Below are 17853 nucleotides of genomic sequence, written 5' to 3'. Positions count from 1 at the left end.
TATCACCCGCCCGCTAGCGAGCCTCCCAATGAATAAATTCACCTTGCGTACCGCGCCGGCCTTGATGCTGCTGGCCTTTTCAAGCATGGCTTCCGCCGCTGCATTCCAGCTCTGGGAGCAAAATGCCAGTGGCCTGGGCAATGCCTACGCGGGTTCGGCGGCCGTGGCCGACAACGCCAGCACCGTCTTCTTCAATCCGGCTGGCCTGTCGCAATTGACGGGGTTCCAGTTCTCAGCCGGGGTGGCCGGGGTCGGGCCGAGCTACGAGTTTCGTGACAGCGGCACCTCGGGGGCTTTCAAGGGGAGCGGTAACGGCGGCGATGCCGGAGGCTGGCACGCGGTTCCCAATCTCTATGTGTCCGGTCGGCTGACCGATAGCCTGTCGCTCGGCTTTGGTGTTTCTGCCCCATTTGGGCTGGCGACCGAATACGACAGTGGCTGGGTTGGGCGAGTGCAGGCGATCAAATCCGAGATCAAGACGATCAATTACAACCCCTCGCTGGCCTATCGTATCAACGACAAGCTGGCTCTCGGCTTCGGTCTCAACTATCAGACCATCGATGCCGAAATGACGAGTTACACGCCGCTGGGTCTATATCGGGTCAAAGGCGACGATGCGGCATGGGGCTGGAATGCCGGGGCCCTGTTTACCCTGTCTCCGGCCATGCGTGTCGGCGTTTCCTATCGCTCGGCGATCAAATATACCCTGGAAGGGACCCGCTCGGTAGGAAGTGACTCCCGCTCGGCAACGGCTGAGATCAAGATGCCGGATACCTTCATTTTGTCCGTGTGGCAGCAGGTATCCGATCGTTGGGAAGCAATGGGCGATCTCTCTTATACCCGCTGGAGTGTGCTCGACAAACTGGATATTCGCAGTTCGGCCGGCGTCGATACCGAACTGTTCAAATACGAGAATTCGTGGCGTATTGCTTGGGGCGCAGCCTACAAGGCGAGCGATGCGCTCAAACTGAAGTTTGGCCTCGCTTATGACCGAACGCCCGTCAAGGACGATTACCGTTCCGCACGCGTACCCGACAACGACCGCTTGTGGCTGTCTCTTGGCGGTCAGTGGAATGGCGGACGTTACGGTAAGGTTGATGTGGGTTACAGCTATCTGTACGTACGGGACACCCCAATCAATCAGACCAAAGTATTGAACGGCGTTTTCAGCCACACCCTGCGCGGTGACTACACGGCGAATGCCCACATCGTCGGCGTTCAGTACTCGGTAGGCTTCTAAGCCAGAGCGGAAGCGTTCGGGGTGCCGACACTGGAGCTGGCGGGTGTGAGCTTGGGGATGCGCGAGGCGCTGATCGTCCTTATCGCACTGGTTGCCGTCTACATGCTCTTTGTGGTGCTCCGCATGCGTCATTTGCGGCGCTCGGTGCCATCAGCGCAGGCAGCGTCGGCACCGATCCTGGACGAGCTCTCCGGGAAAAAGGATGACAGCGGTCTTTCGGCCTTTCGGGATGAAGCCGCGGCTGAGGTGGATACCGATCTGCCCGAGGTGTCGCGGCATCTGGCCGAAGAGGTTCTGCGTTCCGGACTTGAGCAGGAACTGGCCCAGCTGCGCGACGAGGTGGATGCGATGCGGGGTGAGCTGGCGGCATTGCGCACCGATATGCATCAGGAACTGGCATCCTTGCGTGCCAGCCAGACGGTGTCGCCGATCTACGGCGATGCCATGCAACTGGCGGTTTCCGGGTACGATGCGGCGGCGATCGCCGAACGCTGCGGCATTGCACGCGCCGAGGCCGATCTGGTCGTGGCGCTGGCCAAGAGTCAGGCACGTTGAGGGCAGGCATGACAGAACAATCGACAGGACCGGATAACGACAACAACGCGGGCGAACTGCGTGGTCAACTGGCCAAGCGTCTCGCGGTGGCTGGCGTGCTAGTCGCCATGCTGCTGGGCGTCCTGGCCTTCTTCGATTACCTCGCCAGTCCGCCCGAGGATGCGGAGCCGGTGGTGTTTACCCGTCCAGTCCCGGTGGCCCCGCAGAAAGCGGTATCGCAGCCGGTCACCCCGGCGGAAAACCTTCCCGAGCCCCCCGCTCCCGAAAAAACCGAGGCCGCCGCCGAGCCGCCGCCGCCCAAGGTCGAGGCACAACCCGTAGTGCCGGTCGATAGCAAAACGGAGGCACGCCCCGATCAACGACCTGCGCTCCCTGTCCCTGCTCAGAAGCCGGCACCGGCGCACCACCCGGTAACGGCGACCCCGGCCCCATCCAAGTCGATTCCGGAGGGTACGGCCGAGCCATCCGCTCCGTTGCCGCGCCCGACGGCACCGCTGGAAGAGCCCCCAGCCAAGCCGCCTGCACGCCTCGTCGAGCCTCGGTCGAGTGCGCCCATCCTGCCGCCAACGGTATCCCGGCTGTTTTCCGGCTTCGTTCTGCAGGCCGGCGTGTTTTCCAGTGCCCAGCGAGCCGAGGAACTGCACGCCAAGCTGACATTGAGCGGGGTGCCATCAACGCTGGAAACCCGCGTTCAGGTCGGTCCATTCCGTACCAAACAGGAGGCGGAAGCTGCGCAGGCCAAATTGAGGGAACTCGGCGTCGAGACTATCCTGGTTCCGCCTCGGGGAAAAAACCCGTAATCTGTCCGACCGGCGAAAGCGGCGAATAAACATCCGTTTTCTTTTGCCGATGCGTGCAGCCTGTCGGGAGCACTCTTTTCCGCTCAGGGCATGCCGGGCAAGCGGGGCAGGCCGAGACTGCGGCGCACGTCGCGATGCAGTTGCAATGGCGGTGGCAACGGTGCCCCGTGGCCGCGCCGGTCGTCGTAGCCGCGATGATCGTGATGGCGATCTCCGTAACCGTCGTAGTAGCGATATCCCGATTGGTAATAGATGCTGGTCGTCGGGTAGCGGTAGACTGGATAGCTTTCAACATAGGTCGGAGGCGGCCGTTGGTAGCCAACCGGGTAGGTCGGCACGACGGTGCAGGCGCTCAGGCCGCCCAACAACAGGGTGGCGAGGCTGAGGCGGGGGATGAGCAACTTGAGTTTCATGGTGCGATATTCCGTGCATGGGTAAGGGAATAACGCAGGAGCGCCTTGTCTAGCCTACGCAAATGGCTGGCGAGCTTGTAACAATTCGTTAGGGGGCCGGGATGTCGGGTATCTCGTGCGCCTTGCGGATACGCCGGGCAAAAACCTGCATTTCCTTTGCGGCCTGGACATCCCCTTTGGCTTCGGCGACGGCAATACCCCGTTCATAGGCCGCCAGCGCGGAAAGATCGTCGCCTGACTCGGCGCGTGCCTTACCGAGCGCTTTCCAGGCCGCCGAGTAGGCAGGGTCGCGGTCCACGGCGGCCTGGAAGTTCGCGGCCGCCTTGTCCGGCGCCCCGGCCTTGAGATACTCGTTGCCGAGAGAGAAGCGGAGCAGGGCGCCGTCGCGCGGGCCATTGAGCATTTTTTCCAGGGATTCGATGCGTGGGTTCATGTCGGGTCGGGTCTAAAATAATGTTTTCGCAAAACAGGACAGGAAGTCTCTCATGGCCAAGACCATCATCGCCACGCCTCACGCTCCGGCCGCCATCGGCACCTATTCGCAAGCCGTGCGCGTCGGCGACACCGTATACCTGTCGGGGCAGATCGGCCTCGATCCGGCGTCCATGCAGATGGTAGACGGCATCGACGCGCAAATCGTTCGCGTCTTCGACAATCTCAAGGCTGTGGCCGAAGCCGCCGGTGGATCGCTGGCCGATGTCGTCAAGCTGAATGTCTTCCTGACCGATCTGGCTAACTTCGCCAAGGTCAATGAAACGATGGCCAAGTATTTCAGCGAGCCGTTCCCGGCCCGCGCTGCCGTCGGCGTCAAGGAACTACCGCGCGGCGCGCTGGTTGAGGCCGATGCCGTGATGTTCATCGGCTGATCATCGCGGATGACGACGGACGGAGCGTTGGCTCCGATTCGCGCTTCCGATGCCCTGCTGAAGAAGCTCGCCAAGATCGGCCTCCACAGCGAGGCCGATTTGCTGGTTCATCTGCCGTTGCGCTACGAGGACGAAACGCGCATCACTCCGTTGAATCGGGCATTTGGCGGCGAGCCTGTGCAGATCGAGGTCGTTGTGCACAGTAATGAAGTGCAGTTTCGCCCGCGCCGGCAGATGGTGGTGCGGGCCGGCGACGACAGCGGCGAGATCACGCTGCGCTTTTTCAGCTTCTACCCCAGCCAGCAGTCGGTGCTCAGCGAAGGTTCGCGCATCCGGGCCTTTGGCGAGGTACGTGGCGGTTTCTTCGGGGCCGAGATGGTGCATCCGCGTTTTCGCAAGGTGGCCGATGACGAGCCGCTGCCGAGCGCGTTGACGCCGATTTATCCGACCACGGCAGGGCTGGCCAATTCGGCCCTGCAAAAGCTGGTCGGTCGGGCACTGGTCGACGGCGATCTGTCGGAAACGCTACCTGACAATCTCCGCCAGCGCCTGAAGCTGCCTACTCTGGCGCGCAGCCTCAAGTTTCTGCACACCCCGCCGCCGGGAACCGACCTCGATACGCTGCATGCGCGCAATCACCCGGCGTGGCGGCGGGTCAAGTTCGACGAGGTGCTGGCGCAGCAGCTGTCCTTGCGGCGGGCTTACCTGGCCCGGCGCGAACAGGGCGCACCCGTGCTGCGGGCCCAGGATGACCTGGGAGCGCGCCTGCTCGACAGCCTGCCCTTCGGTCTGACTGGCGCGCAGGTACGGGCGATGGCGGAGATCGGCGCCGATCTGGCGCAGCCCTATCCGATGCAGCGCCTGCTGCAGGGCGACGTTGGTGCCGGCAAGACCATCGTCGCCGCGCTGGCCGCCTGCCAGGCGATCTCGGCGGGGTGGCAAGCGGCGTTCATGGCGCCGACCGAAATCCTCGCCGAGCAGCATTACCTCAAGCTGAGAGATTGGCTGGAGCCGCTCGGCGTGCGTGTCGCCTGGCTGTCGGGCAGCCTGAAGACCAAGGCGAAAAGGGCGCAGCTGGCGGCGACGGCAGCCGATGCGCAACTGGTGGTCGGCACCCACGCCCTGATCCAGGATGGCGTCGATTTCGCAAAACTGGGTCTGGCCATTGTCGACGAACAGCATCGCTTCGGCGTCGCCCAGCGCCTGGCCCTGCGCAAGAAGGGCAACAACCCGCACCAGCTGATGATGTCGGCGACGCCGATTCCCCGCACGCTGGCCATGAGCTATTACGCCGACCTCGACGTAACGGTCCTCGACGAGCTGCCGCCTGGGCGGACGCCGATCAAGACCCGGCTGGTCGCCGATAACCGGCGCAGCGACGTGGTTGGTTTCGTTCAAAAGCATGTCGAGGAAGGACGGCAGGCTTATTGGGTCTGTCCGCTGATCGAGGAGTCGGAAGCCCTGCAACTGCAGACGGCGCAGGATACCTACGAGCAGCTGTCGGCCGATTTGCCGGACCTGTGCATCGGTCTGGTGCATGGGCGGCTCAAGGCCGACGAAAAGCAGGCGGTGATGGCTGCCTTCGCCGCCGGCGACATCGATGTACTGGTGGCGACGACGGTGATCGAGGTCGGCGTCGACGTGCCGAACGCCAGCCTGATGGTCATCGAGCATGCCGAACGTTTCGGGCTGTCGCAGCTGCACCAGTTGCGCGGCCGCGTCGGGCGCGGGCAGTACGAATCGAGCTGCGTGCTGATCTATGCCGGTCCGCTTGGCGAAATCGCCCGGCAGCGGCTGAAAATCATCTTCGAGAATACCGACGGTTTCGAGATCGCGCGCCAGGATCTGGAGATACGCGGTCCCGGTGAATTTGTCGGCAGTCGGCAGAGCGGAGTGCCGCTCCTGCGCTATGCCGATCTGGAAATGGATGCCGACCTGATCGACATGGCGCGCGAGGTGGCCGAGGAAATGCTGACCGCGCATCCGGAACTCGCCGAGAAGCACCTGCAGCGCTGGCTCGGTTCGCGCGAGGAACTGCTCAAGTCCTGACTCAGGCAGCGAGTAGCGGACGGGCAGCGGCCGCCACGCCTTCGCTCAGTGTTCTCAGGGCTGGCATACTCGGTCCTTCGCGTAGTGAAATCATGCCGGTCGGCACCAGCGCGATATCGGGCGGCACGGTCTCGATTACCAGATCGGCTGCATGGGGGGACTGCTCGACCACCCGCCGCGGCATCAGTGTCCAGCCGAGGCCGACGGCAATGCAGCCGAGGATGCCATCCAGCGTGCCGAATTCCATGGCGTCGGAAATGGCGTGCCCCTGCTTGCGCTGCCAGGCGATGGCCCGGGTACGATAGGCGCAGCCTTCGCGGAACATGATCAAGGGCAGCAGCACCGGGTCGGTGCCGGCGGCGTGAACCTGGACCAGTTCCTCGACAACCAGTTCCTCGAAGTGCAGGTCGGGATGGATGACCGGGCCGGCGACAAAGGCGCAGTCCAGCTTGTGGTCAAGCACCTTCTCGGTCAGGGTGCTGGTGGTGTCCGTATAGACGCGTACTTCCACGCGCGGATGGCTGGCACGCACTGCCTTCAGGGCATTGGGCAGATGCAGGGCAGCAAAGGTTTCCATCGAGCCGATGCGTAGCTCGCCGACGCTTTCGCCGACCTGGCGGACGGCGTTGGCTGTCTGACGCTCCAGTTGCAGCATGCGTCGTGCGTAGTCAAGGAGCACCCGGCCCGAAGGGGCCAACTCCAGCCCGCGTCCCTTGCGGAAGAACAATTCGGCGCCGAGTTCATCTTCCAACCTGCGGATACGCCCGGTAACGTTGGACTGGACGGTGTTCAGCTTGCGTGATGCAGCGAGGATGCCGCCTTCTTCGACGACGGCTTGAAAGGTGCGGAGCGCGATAAGTTCCATGATATATCTCGATTAATGAACGAATTGTTCTCAACAAATCATTTGTGAAGATACTTTACGCTGTTTATCGTGTCTCCATCAATAGGCTAGGATGCCCGTCATGACTTCCCAGATCGAACGTCTCAAAGTGCTCTCTGCAGGCATCTTCAGCTTGCTGCTGGTGCTCGGGGTGGCCCGTTTTGCCTACACGCCGCTCCTGCCGATCATGCAGCAGCAGGCGGGCCTGGGGCTGGCCGAAGCCGGCTGGCTGGCAGCGCTCAATTACGCCGGTTACCTGAGCGGAGCCCTGATCGCCTCGCTGATCAGCGACCTGGTTCTCAAGGATCGCCTGTATCGCATCGGCATGGTGGTGGCCATTCTCAGCACGCTGATGATGGGCCTGACGACCGATCCCTGGTTGTGGATGTTGTCGCGCTTCATCGCCGGCCTGAGCAGTGCCGCCGGCATGCTGCTCGGTACCGGGCTGATCCTGAACTGGCTGATCCGTCATAACCATCGTCCTGAGCTGGGTATCCATTTCTCGGGCATCGGGCTGGGCATTGCCGGGTGTTCGGTCGCCGTCTGGATGATGGGTGACGTGCTCGACTGGCGGCAGCAGTGGTTTGTCTTCACGGCCATCGGTTGCCTGCTGATCGTGCCGGCGCTGGCCTGGCTGCCGGCACCCGACAACAGTGCCGTGACCAAGAGCGGTGCGGCGATGCATGACAATCCGCCGAGTCCATTGTTTCTCGGCATCTTCATGGCCTCGTATTTCTGTGCCGGTTTCGGTTACGTGATCGGTGCCACATTTATCGTGGCCATCGTCGATCAATTGCCGGGGCTGGCAGGGAAGGGCGCGCTGGCCTTCCTCGCCATCGGCTTGGCTGGCGCGCCATCCTGTTTCAACTGGGATTTGATTGCACGCTACATCGGCGACCTCAATGCGTTGATCCTGGCCGCTGCCTTGCAGATTGTCGGCATCATCCTGCCGGTGGCCATTGGCGGCTTGTGGGCGACGATGTTCGGCGCACTGCTGTTTGGCGGAACCTTCATCGGCATGGTCAGCCTGGTGCTGACCATGGCCGGACGCTATTACCCGACGCGCCCGGCGAAAATGATGGGCAAAATGACCATTTCCTACGGCGTGGCGCAGATCATCGGGCCGGCTGCGGTCGGCTGGCTGGCGACCCGCCTGGGCAACTATTCCATCGGCCTCTACCTGGCGGCTGGCGTGATGGTCGTCGGTGTCGTCCTGTTGGCTATACTCAAGCAGGTGGAACGCCGGGATGCCGGTTTGGCGATCAAGCCGGGATTGCAGACCTGACAAGGGAGAACACGCATGTTCAAGGGAATTCTGATCGAGAAGGATGAGGCCGGTTATCGCGCATCCGTGCAGGGCATCGACGACGCACGATTGCCGGAGGGCGATGTCACTGTGCGCGTCGATTACTCGTCGCTGAACTACAAGGATGGTTTGGCGATCACCGGCAAGGGGCCGGTCGTGCGCAAGTTTCCGATGGTGCCCGGCATCGATATCGCCGGTACGGTCGAGGCGAGCGCCAATCCGGACTACAAGGCCGGTGATCGTGTCGTACTCAACGGATGGGGTGTCGGTGAAACGCACTGGGGCGGCCTGGCACAAAAGGCCCGTCTCAGGGGTGAGTGGCTAGTGCCGCTGCCGGCAGCCTTCTCCGCACGTCAGGCGGTGGCCATTGGCACTGCCGGCTACACCGCCATGCTGTGCGTGATGGCCCTGGAGCGTCACGGCGTGAAACCCGGCGATGGTGAAATCGTCGTCACCGGCGCGGCCGGTGGCGTCGGCAGCGTGGCCATCGCCGTACTCGCCAAACTCGGCTACACCGTGGTCGCGGTCAGTGGTCGGCCGGAGGAGGGCGATTACCTGAAGCAACTCGGCGCAGCCGAAATTATCGATCGCAGTGCCTTCTCGGCCCCCGGCAAGCCGCTCGGCAAGGAGCGCTGGGCAGGGGCGGTCGACGTGGTCGGCAGCCATACCCTGGCTAACATCTGCGCGACGACCCGATATCGTGGGGTGGTGACCGCCTGCGGCCTGGCCGGCGGCATGGATTTCCCATCCAGCGTGGCGCCTTTCATCCTGCGCGGGGTAACGCTGATCGGCGTGGACAGCGTGATGTGTCCGCGTCCGGAGCGCCTGGTTGCCTGGGAACGTCTCGGGCGCGATCTGGATGTCGCCAAGCTGGATGTGATCACCCGCGAGGTGGCGCTGGCCGAGGCGATTCCAACCGCAGCACAGTTGATGGATGGCAAGGTGCGCGGCCGGGTCGTCGTCGATGTGAACCGCTGATCGGAGTCGCCATGCCTTACGTCAATATCAAGATTACCCGCGAAGGGGCCACCGCCGAGCAGAAGGCTCGCCTGATCCAGGGCGCGACGCAACTGCTGGTTGATGTGCTGGGCAAGAACCCGAAGACGACAGTGGTCGTCATCGATGAGGTAGATACCGACAACTGGGGTGTCGGCGGCGAATCGGTCACTGTACGCCGGGCGCGGGGGGAATGATTCCCCGGCCTTAAAAAGATCAAGGCGGTGCGGAACTTTTTTCGCAACCGCTGTCTACATCGCCTCAAATAAACCAAAACCCCAATCCTACAGAGGCATTCATGGACGATCTTTCCTATTTCGGCATCGGTTTTGCAGTGGTCATCTTCACCCTGGCTTGTTTCATGGCCTCCAAGCTGGCCTCGAAGAAGGCCTATCACTAGCTTGTGACCATTCGACGGGCTTGATGCTTGAGCCGAAATGACGCCCGATGAATTTCATCGGGCGTTTTCATTTGGCGCAGTCGTTTGCCCCGTATCGCACCTCGAGGCGATAGAGTCTTCAAGCAACGCAACGTCTTTCGGCTTTTGACTCTGGGTGTTTTTTCAAGGCGTATGCAATGCTGCAGTAATATTGTGCGGTCATCATGTCGGCTTTCGAAAGGGATGCGAACATGGATCTATTACTGTGGCGCCATGCCGAGGCGGAAGAGGGCGAGGATGATCTGAAGCGCGCCCTGACCGAGCGCGGCGAGAAGCAGGCGCGGGTCATGGGCGACTGGATTCGCCGGCATCAACCCAAGGATTTGCGGATCATCGTCAGTCCAGCCGTGCGTACCCGGCAGACAGCGGAAGCCTTGAAGCTGCCTTTCGAAACGATACGCAAGATCGGTCCCGAAGCCTGCGTTTCAGAGTTGATTGCCGCTTCCGGGTGGCCGCACGCCAAGGGCAGTGTGCTGATCGTCGGGCACCAGCCTTCGTTGGGACGATTGGCCTCGCTGCTGCTGGCGGGCCAGGAGTCGGAGTGGAGCATCAAGAAGGGGGCGTTGTGGTGGCTGAGCAACCGCGTGCGTCGCAACGAGACGCAGACTGTCCTGCGCGCAATGATTCCGGTGGAATTACTGGACTAGACAAGCTCCTCGCTTAGGCGTGAAATAGCTCTTTTCGCGTACAACGATGGAGAGAGCATGGTTACCAGAAAAAAAGCGAATTCCCCGCAGTCTCAGTCCGTCAAACCGCCGGCTTCGGCAACCCCGAGAGGAAGGCGGCGCAGCGTGGCTGCCGGTGATGTACCGCCGGTGCTGACCCCGGCGGCGATAGAAGGATTTACCGTGCACGCCTCGGTCGATGCCGCTCAGGGAACGAAACTGGGTGCCCTGCGCGATGTCGTCGCCGGGATGCCGCTCGAAGAGTCGGTCGCACTCCTGAAGGCAGTGCTCAAGCAGCAGCGGATGGCTGCCGGTGTGGCGTCTCCCAACCCCGATGATGAACTGATGGCGGATTGGCGCGAGGGCGGCTATCCCTACAAGAACCTGATGCAGCGTCGCAATTACGAACAGCAGAAATATCGCCTGCAGGTCGAATTGCTGAAGCTGCAGGCCTGGGTCAAGGAAACCGGGGCCAAGGTCGTCATCCTGTTCGAGGGGCGCGATGCGGCGGGCAAGGGCGGCACCATCAAGCGCTTCATGGAACACCTGAACCCACGGGGCGCACGCGTCGTTGCGCTGGAAAAACCGAGTGAAATCGAACGCGGGCAGTGGTATTTCCAGCGTTACGTGCAGCACCTGCCGACCAATGGCGAGATCGTGCTATTCGACCGCTCCTGGTACAACCGTGCCGGCGTCGAGCGGGTGATGGGCTTCTGCACCGACCATGAATACGCCGAGTTCGTTCGCCAGGCGCCCGAGTTCGAACGCATGCTGGTGCGCAATGGCACGCATGTCATCAAGTTCTGGTTCTCGGTCAGCCGGGAGGAGCAGCGCCGCCGTTTTCGCGAGCGCAAGGTGCACCCGCTCAAGCAGTGGAAGCTGTCGCCGATCGACATGGCGTCTCTGGACAAGTGGGACGATTACACCAAGGCCAAGGAGGCGATGTTCTTCCATACGGATACCGCCGATGCGCCATGGACGGTGATCAAGTCGAATTGCAAGAAGCGCGCGCGCCTCAATGCCATGCGCTACATCCTGCACAAGCTGCCTTACGCCAACAAGGACACCCAGCGCATCGGCAACCTTGATCCGCTCATCGTCGGTCGCGCCAACGTGGTCTATGAGCGCGGTGAGCACCAGGGGGTGCCGATTCTCTGAGCGCTCCGGCCAACCTCAACTCAGGAAGCGCGCCGCGGTTCGGGCGCGTTTTTCACATCATTCCCGGGCTGGCCGCCGCGCTCAGCTGACAACGTAAGCGGCGCTGCCGGTTGCGATCAGCAGTCCGCTCTCGTTCTCCAGCGACATCTGGACCGAGGCGATGCGGCCGCCGAGTCGGGTTACCCGGCCGGTGGCCGTAAATTTCTTGCCGATGCCTTGGTGCAGAAAGTCGGTACGCAGATCGATGGTGCCGATTCGCCCGAAGCGGTGGCCGACCTGTTCCGCGGTTTCATTGCAGAATTTTTCAGCGATACCGACGGTGACCGCAAAGCCACCCACCGTGTCGAGTGCGGCGGCGATCACCCCGCCGTGCAGGCGGCCGTGGAGGTAGTGGCCGATTAGTTCCGGGCGCATGGCAAAACTCAGTCGCGCGGCCTCCGGGGAAAAGGACTCGACCTTCAGCCCGAGCACCTCGTTGAAGCGTAGCTTGTGTTCGAACACATCGCGTAGCATGGCTTCGAGGCGGTTCTGTTCTTCGGGTGTGCGGCGTGCGTATTCCGGAGTGTGGGACATGGTTTTTGTTTAATTGGCGTCGAATCGGACAATGCGCTGATTCTAGGCCATACGGTGTCGTATCGCGTCAAAACTGGTGAGATACAAGCGTTCATCGTGTTTTCCGAGGGGCTTGGCTTGACGGTTTGCTGCGCAGGCTGGAGGCAAAGCTTTGGGTTCGGGGCAAGGCTGTTTTCTCTTGAAAAGCAAAGCGGCTTGCCCCGCAAAACTCCAAAGGCCTTATGTTTCTTCAGGGCTTTCCCTAAACAAAAAACTGGATTAGTATAAAAATCAACAATATTAAAACCAGTGATTCGGCTCGGCAATCAAGTCGTTTTCCGGAGGCAAAATGCGCAATACGTCTATCAAGGCCAGACTGGCCATCGGTTACGCCATTCTTTTGTTGCTGATCGTGATTGTCGGTGTAGCCGGCGTCAAGGCTCTGGGAACAATCAACGGCAAGTTGAGCGAAATCACCAGCATCAACGATGTCGAAAAAGATATGGCGCTGCGTCTGCGTATCAACGTCGATCTCCAGGCAATCGCAATTCGCGACATTGTCCTGGCGAATAACGTCGAAGAACGAAACAAGGCAATTGATCAGCTGAACCAACTGCGCAGCCAGTTTGCAGAGCGCCACGACAAGTTGCTCAAAATGTTCCAGGACTACCAAGGGCAACCGCAGGAGTTCGAGCAGATGAATCGAATGAAGGCAGAGAGCGAGGCTATCAAACCTTTCTTCGACAGCATTCGCGAACTGGCTCTGGCCGGAAAAACTTCGGATGCCATGGCCAAGGCGCCAGAAATACCAGGCAGATTGAAAGGTTTGCGGGCGGCGACCGACGATCTGGCGAAAATCGAGGATGAGTTGAACGCAAGCGCGATCAAGGAAGCCCAGTCTGCCTATGAAAGTGCGAAGGCCACGTTGCTTGGCGTAATGTTTGCCGCCGTGCTGCTGACGATTGGTGGCGCCTGGTTGTTGACCCGCTCGATCACGCTTCCCATGGCAGATCTGGAGTCCACCTTGAACAAGGTTGCCACCGGTGACGTGAGCCTGCAGGTGGTGCAGAGCGGACGTGATGAACTGACCCGGATGGAAAACTCTACCGCCCTGATGGTCAAGTCGTTGAGCGAGGCCATCGGGCAAGTGCGCAGTAACGCCGACAACGTGGCGGAAAATGCCGGGCTGCTCAGCGGTGCGGCCAAGCAGGTCAGAGCAAGCTCGGAGGCGCAGTCCGAGGCCTCGTCGGCGATGGCGGCGGCGCTGGAGGAAATGTCGGCGAGCATCAATCACGTTGCCAGTCTTTCTCAGGATGCGCGGCAAATGGCCCAAAACGCCAGTACGGGCGCGGACAGCGGTGCCCGGCAGGTGGCGGCCATGCTTGACGAGATCGGCCGGGTGGCGAAAACCATCGAGGAAAGCGCTGAGAGTTCGCGCGCGCTGGATCAGGAGTCGGAGAGGATTTCAACCATCGTGAGCGTGATCAAGGATGTGGCTGATCAGACCAACCTGCTGGCGCTGAACGCGGCCATTGAAGCGGCGCGTGCCGGCGAAACGGGCCGTGGTTTCGCTGTTGTGGCCGACGAGGTGCGTAAGCTGGCGGAGCGTACGTCGACTTCGGCTCAGGAAATCACCAATATGGTTACCGGCATCCAGGAGCGAGCCCGCCGGATGAGTGGCAGCATGGCCCATACCGTGGACCAGATGCGCGATGGTATGCAAATGGCCGAACAGGCCGGCGAGGTGATGAGCAGCATCAATGATGGCGCGAAGCAGGTTACGGCGGTTATCGACGACGTTGCGGTCGCCCTGAAGGAGCAGGCTACAGCCAGTCACGACCTGGCGAATCGCGTCGAACTCATCGTGCAGATGGTCGATGAAAACTCCTCGGCGGTTAGCTCGGTAGCCGGTTCGGCCGGCGAACTGGACCATCTGGCCGGCGATTTGCTGGGTGCCGTTTCACGCTTCAAGACAGCCTGAAGCAAGCCGGCGGAGCATAGTCGTCTGGCCGCCGGATGGTGGGCTGGCCTCGTCAAAAAGCCGCTTGGGAGCGGCTTTTTGCTTTTTCGGCCTCAGGCCATGAAGACCTCGATCAGGCGTGCTACTTCTTCTGGCTGGTCGTGGTGCAGCATGTGGTCGGCGTTCTCGATCCAATGCTCGCTCATATTGGCAAAACAGGCCTGGCGGGCCTCCCAGTCTCCGGGGCGCTGCTCAAAATCGCGTACTACCCAGGACTGGCGGCCGGCTACCCAGAGTACCGGGCAGCGCACCTCACGCCATATGGCCATCGATTCTTCCAGACGAAACAGGTAAGGCGAGAAATTCTTGTGCCAGGGGTCGCCATTCCAGATCACGCCGTGCCGGCTTTCGCCGGCCTTGTTCTGTCCTTCACCGATCTTGGCCAGGTGGCGGGACAGGTAATCGGCACGCTCGGCGCTCAGGAAGCGGTCGGTTTTCATCAGCCGGCGGGCGAAGTCGGCACGGTCCTTGTAGACATACAGTTTGGGGACTTCACGCGTCTGGTTCAGCCATTGCCGGTAGCGTTCCGGTGCCATGTCGGGCGTTGTTGGGGCGATGCCGAAGCCATCCAGCGTGATCAGACGTTCCACCCGTTCGGGGCGGATGCCGGCGTACAGGCAGGAGAGGATGCCGCCCATGCTGTGGCCAACCAGCCTGACCGGTGCTGCCGGTGCGTAATGGTCGAGGATGGCTTCCAGGTCGCCCATGTGTTCGGCGAAATAATAGGGGCGGTTCAGCCATTGCGAGGGGCCGAAGCCGCGCCAGTCGGGGGCGACAATGTTCCAGTCGCGCTGCAACGCGTCTACGACAAACTGGAAGGAGGCGGAAACGTCCATCCAGCCGTGCAACAGGAACAACATGGGGGCTTGCGGATCGCCCCAGCGCCGGATGTGCAGGCGGAGATCGGGAAGGTCAAGATAGTCGGAGCGGGAAGGGCGCATCGCGGATCAGTTGCCGAGCAGTTTGTTCAACGCCGTTTCCAGGCGTTCCGGGGTGAAGGGCTTGGACATCCAGCCGCTGGCGCCGGCAGCGCGAAAGGCAGATTTCATGTCGTCGGAGGTTTCTGTGGTCAGGACCAAAATGGGCACGTTCTGGTTCGTGCTGCCGCTTCGGATCGCCTTGACCATGCCCAATCCGTCGAGCCCCGGCATGTTCTGGTCGCAGATGACCAGGTCGAGTTGCTGATTCCTGACGATCTCCAGGCCGGCGCGGCCGCCAGAAGCTTCGAGGGTACGATAACCAGATGGTTCCAGCGTGGCCTTCAGCATATTGCGTATGGCGGTCGAGTCGTCGACCAGCAGGATGGTGGCCATGGCCAGGCTCCTATCGGTGTTGCGATAATTGGCAATTGTGCCATGCATGCCGGATGTGTCCCAAGTGGGAAGTCGGCGTTCCGACACCTAGTCCGGCCTTGCGCTAGACGGGGCGAGCGCTACAGTAATCGCCGTGTGCGTTAAAGTCCGTTTTCCATCGTGCGAAGCTGCACGGAAAGGAATCATGTTTTCGCCGCCCAACTTGCCCCCACCGGCCATCCGCCGTAGCTGACACCATGGATATTGCCCAGATTACCGAGACGCTGCGCCAAGATGCGGTCACCGTTGTCTTCTTCAACGTGCTGCTACAGCAGCTTGGCTTGCCGGTTCCCGCCGTGCCGACGCTGTTGCTGGCCGGTAGCCTGGTGGCGACATCGGGCAGCCTTGGCCAGGTGCTGGCCGCCGCCGTCATTGCGTCGGTGTTGGCCGATTGGTTGTGGTATGGGGCGGGCAGGATGTTCGGTTACCGGGTGTTGGCCGGTTTGTGCAAGCTGTCGATTAATCCCTCGTCCTGCGTTAGCCAGACCGAGGCTCGCTTCATTCGCTGGGGTGTTTCATCCCTGGTCGTCGCCAAGTTCATTCCCGGGTTCTCCACGGTGGCGCCGCCCATTGCCGGGGCTCTGCGCATGAGCCAGACCGGTTTTCTCCTGGCGGCCGGGGTGGGCGCCGCTTTGTGGGCTGGTGCGGCGATCGGTGCCGGGTGGCTGCTGCAGGATGCCGTCCAAGCGGCCATCGCCACGCTCGATCGCCATGCGGCACGGGCGCTGCTCGCCGTGCTGATCTTGCTGGCCTTCTGGCTGGGCTGGAAGCTGTGGCAGAAGTATCGTTTCCGGAAATTCTGCGCGGTTCCCCATGTGACTCCGGCCGAATTGCTGGCTGCGTTGGCGAGCGATTCCCCTCCGCTCGTCCTCGACCTGCGTGGCGCGACGATGATCGCGGAAACCGGACCGATTGTCGGTGCGCGTGTCGCCGAGCATGATTTTCTGCAGGAAGCCGTCGGCGACTGGCCCAAGGACAGGCCCATCGTGACCCTCTGCGCCTGCCCGGAGGATGCCGGTGCAGTCCAGGCGGCCAGGCATCTGCTTAATGCCGGCTATTTGTCGGTCAAGCCGCTCAGAGGGGGCTACGAGGCCTGGTTGGCCGCCCAGCCTCCGCTTCGCTAGCTACACCCTTGGTGTTTTCTGTACGGTCAGGATACACCGCTCTCATAGGCGATCCGCAATGACTGTCTCGGACGGGGCGGTGCCTGGCTTGTCCTCATCTCCTTGTCCCGTTGGTGGTGTTGAGGTGGTGCAGGCTTTGCATCCGGCGGCACGGTGCGGCTGCGGGTGAAATCGTCTATCGACAGGCAGATTTCGGCTTTGCTCGCCACGAGCGGGAAGGGTTTCGTTTTCTCGATGCCGTCGCCCAAGGTAACGAAGAGTGTTAGCGGGAGTATTGCTATAGGCCTTCAACAGTCCCGTAGGTTGACCAATAACGCCGCAGCCCTCTCCCGGAGTGAACGCGCTGCATGGATTCGTCAAAAAAGTCAGCAATTCGGAAGTGTTGTAATAGTTTGCAAATTTGCCCCATTTTCAATTTTGTGGGCCGATAATTTCCATGGATTTTGCAGATTAAACCCTTTCGGTTTTTGCCAACCTGTTTATCTGTCAGGAAAGCTTTGTTGATGAAACCTCTCAAGCAAAGGAGTAGCACATGTCAGTGACCAATATTCAAGGTAACAATTGGCTATCGCAGATCAGCAGCGTGAATGCCGGGCGCCCGCCGCGGGGCAATGATGGTGACGGGGACGACATGCGCGCATCCCAGGGGCGCGGTGGTGCTCTAATGGCCGCAATTGGCAATGCGCTTAGCCAGATCGGCGTTGGCAGCAGTTCGAGTGCGACAGATTCGTCGTCGGATAGCAGCGGTGCCAGTGCATCTCAGGATCCAGGCCAAGCGGTAAGCTCGTTTGTGCAGAGTCTGATGGCCGCCTTGCATGCGCAGAACTCTCAATCAAACGCATCACAAAACACTTCGGGCGGTGATGCAGACGGGGACAACGATGGCAGTACAAATGCGGCAAAAGGTCATCATCGGCACCATCACCTGCAATCTGATTTGCAGAGCTTGATTCAACAGTTGTCACCTTCCAGCACGAGCGAGTCGTCCTCGAGTTCGTCTTCCGTATCCAGCGATCTTCAGCAGAGCTTCAAGAAGATGCTAGCTGCTTTCGGCGATACCAATAGCAATGCGACGCTTCCCAACTTCCTGCAGGCACTGGGTAGTCAATTGGCGGGCGGAGGCAAAGCTGGAAATGCGGTTAGTACCAGCGTTTAGCTGATCGCCCGGTGGGATGAGGTACTGGTCGTCGTGCCGCCATTGCTTCGTCCCAGTCCGACTGCAGAGCAGCCCTGCAAAATCGCCTCAATTTTGCAGGAGGCTGCACAGCGAGTGAAATACTGATGCCAGGTTGTCTTGTTTAAGGGGGCGACGGTGTTTCGGATCGTTAATCCGCACAATCCAATGCTAGACCCCTGGCTGTCTTCCGGTGTAGTGAGCCTCGCGGCCTAACAGCTTGGTTTGTCTGGCCGCCTTGGCGAAGTGCGCTTGCCGCGC

Annotated in this window: 19 protein-coding genes; 13 read left to right on the top strand and 6 right to left on the bottom strand. The window is 61.2% G+C overall.

Translation table 11 applies throughout. From position 1 onward, the window contains the following. Positions 1–28 precede the first annotated feature (28 nt). The 3 genes from AB6Q56_RS15945 to AB6Q56_RS15935 are packed head-to-tail and all read left to right on the top strand — an operon-like array spanning position 29 to position 2595. Complete coding sequence (locus AB6Q56_RS15945) at positions 29–1240, top strand: OmpP1/FadL family transporter (protein WP_434514060.1); 1212 nt, start codon at positions 29–31, stop codon at positions 1238–1240. Positions 1241–1261: 21 nt separating this feature from the next. Continuing rightward, positions 1262–1795 (top strand): DUF2802 domain-containing protein, encoded by a 534-nt coding sequence (locus AB6Q56_RS15940; RefSeq protein ID WP_434514059.1) that lies wholly within the window; start codon positions 1262–1264, stop codon positions 1793–1795. Between the two features lie 8 nt (positions 1796–1803). Beyond that, positions 1804–2595 (top strand): SPOR domain-containing protein, encoded by a 792-nt coding sequence (locus AB6Q56_RS15935; protein ID WP_434514058.1) that lies wholly within the window; start codon positions 1804–1806, stop codon positions 2593–2595. 83 nt (positions 2596–2678) lie between these two features. On the opposite strand, the gene AB6Q56_RS15930 is transcribed toward AB6Q56_RS15935, so the two are convergent. Further along, a complete protein-coding gene (locus tag AB6Q56_RS15930) occupies positions 2679–3008 on the bottom strand; it encodes a hypothetical protein (protein WP_434514057.1) in 330 nt (109 codons plus the stop codon). Between the two features lie 88 nt (positions 3009–3096). Beyond that, positions 3097–3441 carry a BTAD domain-containing putative transcriptional regulator gene (locus AB6Q56_RS15925; protein WP_434514056.1) on the bottom strand — a complete coding sequence of 115 codons (345 nt, stop codon included), beginning with the start codon at positions 3439–3441 and terminating at the stop codon, positions 3097–3099. 52 nt (positions 3442–3493) lie between these two features. Here AB6Q56_RS15925 and AB6Q56_RS15920 point away from each other — a divergent pair, with 52 nt between their 5' ends. Further along, complete coding sequence (locus AB6Q56_RS15920; RefSeq protein WP_434514055.1) at positions 3494–3874, top strand: RidA family protein; 381 nt, start codon at positions 3494–3496, stop codon at positions 3872–3874. 9 nt (positions 3875–3883) lie between these two features. Further along, positions 3884–5923: an ATP-dependent DNA helicase RecG gene (gene recG / locus AB6Q56_RS15915; protein WP_434514054.1), complete on the top strand. Its 2040-nt coding sequence runs from the start codon at positions 3884–3886 to the stop codon at positions 5921–5923. Between the two features lies 1 nt (position 5924). On the opposite strand, the gene AB6Q56_RS15910 is transcribed toward recG, so the two are convergent. Continuing rightward, entirely contained in the window at positions 5925–6788 is an 864-nt protein-coding gene (locus tag AB6Q56_RS15910) for a LysR family transcriptional regulator (protein ID WP_434514053.1), read from the bottom strand. A gap of 100 nt (positions 6789–6888) precedes the next feature. Between AB6Q56_RS15910 and AB6Q56_RS15905 the strand changes: the two genes are divergently transcribed. The 5 genes from AB6Q56_RS15905 (at position 6889) to ppk2 (ending at position 11370) form a co-directional block, all read left to right on the top strand. After that, positions 6889–8091 carry a YbfB/YjiJ family MFS transporter gene (locus AB6Q56_RS15905; protein WP_434514052.1) on the top strand — a complete coding sequence of 401 codons (1203 nt, stop codon included), beginning with the start codon at positions 6889–6891 and terminating at the stop codon, positions 8089–8091. A gap of 15 nt (positions 8092–8106) precedes the next feature. Beyond that, positions 8107–9090: an acrylyl-CoA reductase (NADPH) gene (gene acuI, locus AB6Q56_RS15900; RefSeq protein ID WP_434514051.1), complete on the top strand. Its 984-nt coding sequence runs from the start codon at positions 8107–8109 to the stop codon at positions 9088–9090. 11 nt (positions 9091–9101) lie between these two features. After that, entirely contained in the window at positions 9102–9305 is a 204-nt protein-coding gene (locus tag AB6Q56_RS15895) for a tautomerase family protein (protein ID WP_150429745.1), read from the top strand. 433 nt (positions 9306–9738) lie between these two features. Continuing rightward, on the top strand, positions 9739–10194 hold the full coding sequence (locus AB6Q56_RS15890; protein ID WP_434514050.1) for a SixA phosphatase family protein: 456 nt from the start codon (positions 9739–9741) through the stop codon (positions 10192–10194). A 57-nt stretch (positions 10195–10251) separates the two neighbouring features. Beyond that, positions 10252–11370 carry a polyphosphate kinase 2 gene (gene ppk2, locus AB6Q56_RS15885; protein WP_434514049.1) on the top strand — a complete coding sequence of 373 codons (1119 nt, stop codon included), beginning with the start codon at positions 10252–10254 and terminating at the stop codon, positions 11368–11370. An 81-nt stretch (positions 11371–11451) separates the two neighbouring features. Here the strand turns inward: ppk2 and AB6Q56_RS15880 are convergent, their stop codons facing one another. After that, on the bottom strand, positions 11452–11943 hold the full coding sequence (locus tag AB6Q56_RS15880; RefSeq protein WP_434514048.1) for a thioesterase family protein: 492 nt from the start codon (positions 11941–11943) through the stop codon (positions 11452–11454). A 328-nt stretch (positions 11944–12271) separates the two neighbouring features. Here AB6Q56_RS15880 and AB6Q56_RS15875 point away from each other — a divergent pair, with 328 nt between their 5' ends. Next, entirely contained in the window at positions 12272–13903 is a 1632-nt protein-coding gene (locus AB6Q56_RS15875) for a methyl-accepting chemotaxis protein (protein ID WP_434514047.1), read from the top strand. A 92-nt stretch (positions 13904–13995) separates the two neighbouring features. On the opposite strand, the gene AB6Q56_RS15870 is transcribed toward AB6Q56_RS15875, so the two are convergent. Next, positions 13996–14883: an alpha/beta fold hydrolase gene (locus tag AB6Q56_RS15870; protein WP_434514046.1), complete on the bottom strand. Its 888-nt coding sequence runs from the start codon at positions 14881–14883 to the stop codon at positions 13996–13998. 6 nt (positions 14884–14889) lie between these two features. Beyond that, positions 14890–15255: a response regulator gene (locus tag AB6Q56_RS15865; protein WP_434514045.1), complete on the bottom strand. Its 366-nt coding sequence runs from the start codon at positions 15253–15255 to the stop codon at positions 14890–14892. A 236-nt stretch (positions 15256–15491) separates the two neighbouring features. Here AB6Q56_RS15865 and AB6Q56_RS15860 point away from each other — a divergent pair, with 236 nt between their 5' ends. Next, a complete protein-coding gene (locus AB6Q56_RS15860; protein ID WP_434514044.1) occupies positions 15492–16418 on the top strand; it encodes a VTT domain-containing protein in 927 nt (308 codons plus the stop codon). Between the two features lie 532 nt (positions 16419–16950). Continuing rightward, the gene (locus AB6Q56_RS15855; protein WP_434514043.1) at positions 16951–17574 is read left to right on the top strand and encodes a hypothetical protein; all 624 of its coding nucleotides are present in this window, start codon (positions 16951–16953) and stop codon (positions 17572–17574) included. Positions 17575–17853 lie beyond the last annotated feature (279 nt).

The sequence above is a fragment of the Dechloromonas sp. ARDL1 genome (genome assembly GCF_051122455.1).
In the GTDB taxonomy this organism is placed as follows: Bacteria; Pseudomonadota; Gammaproteobacteria; order Burkholderiales; family Rhodocyclaceae; genus Azonexus.
The sequence above is the reverse complement of the archived record's forward strand: the minus strand, read 5'-3'. Positions and strand labels throughout refer to the sequence as shown.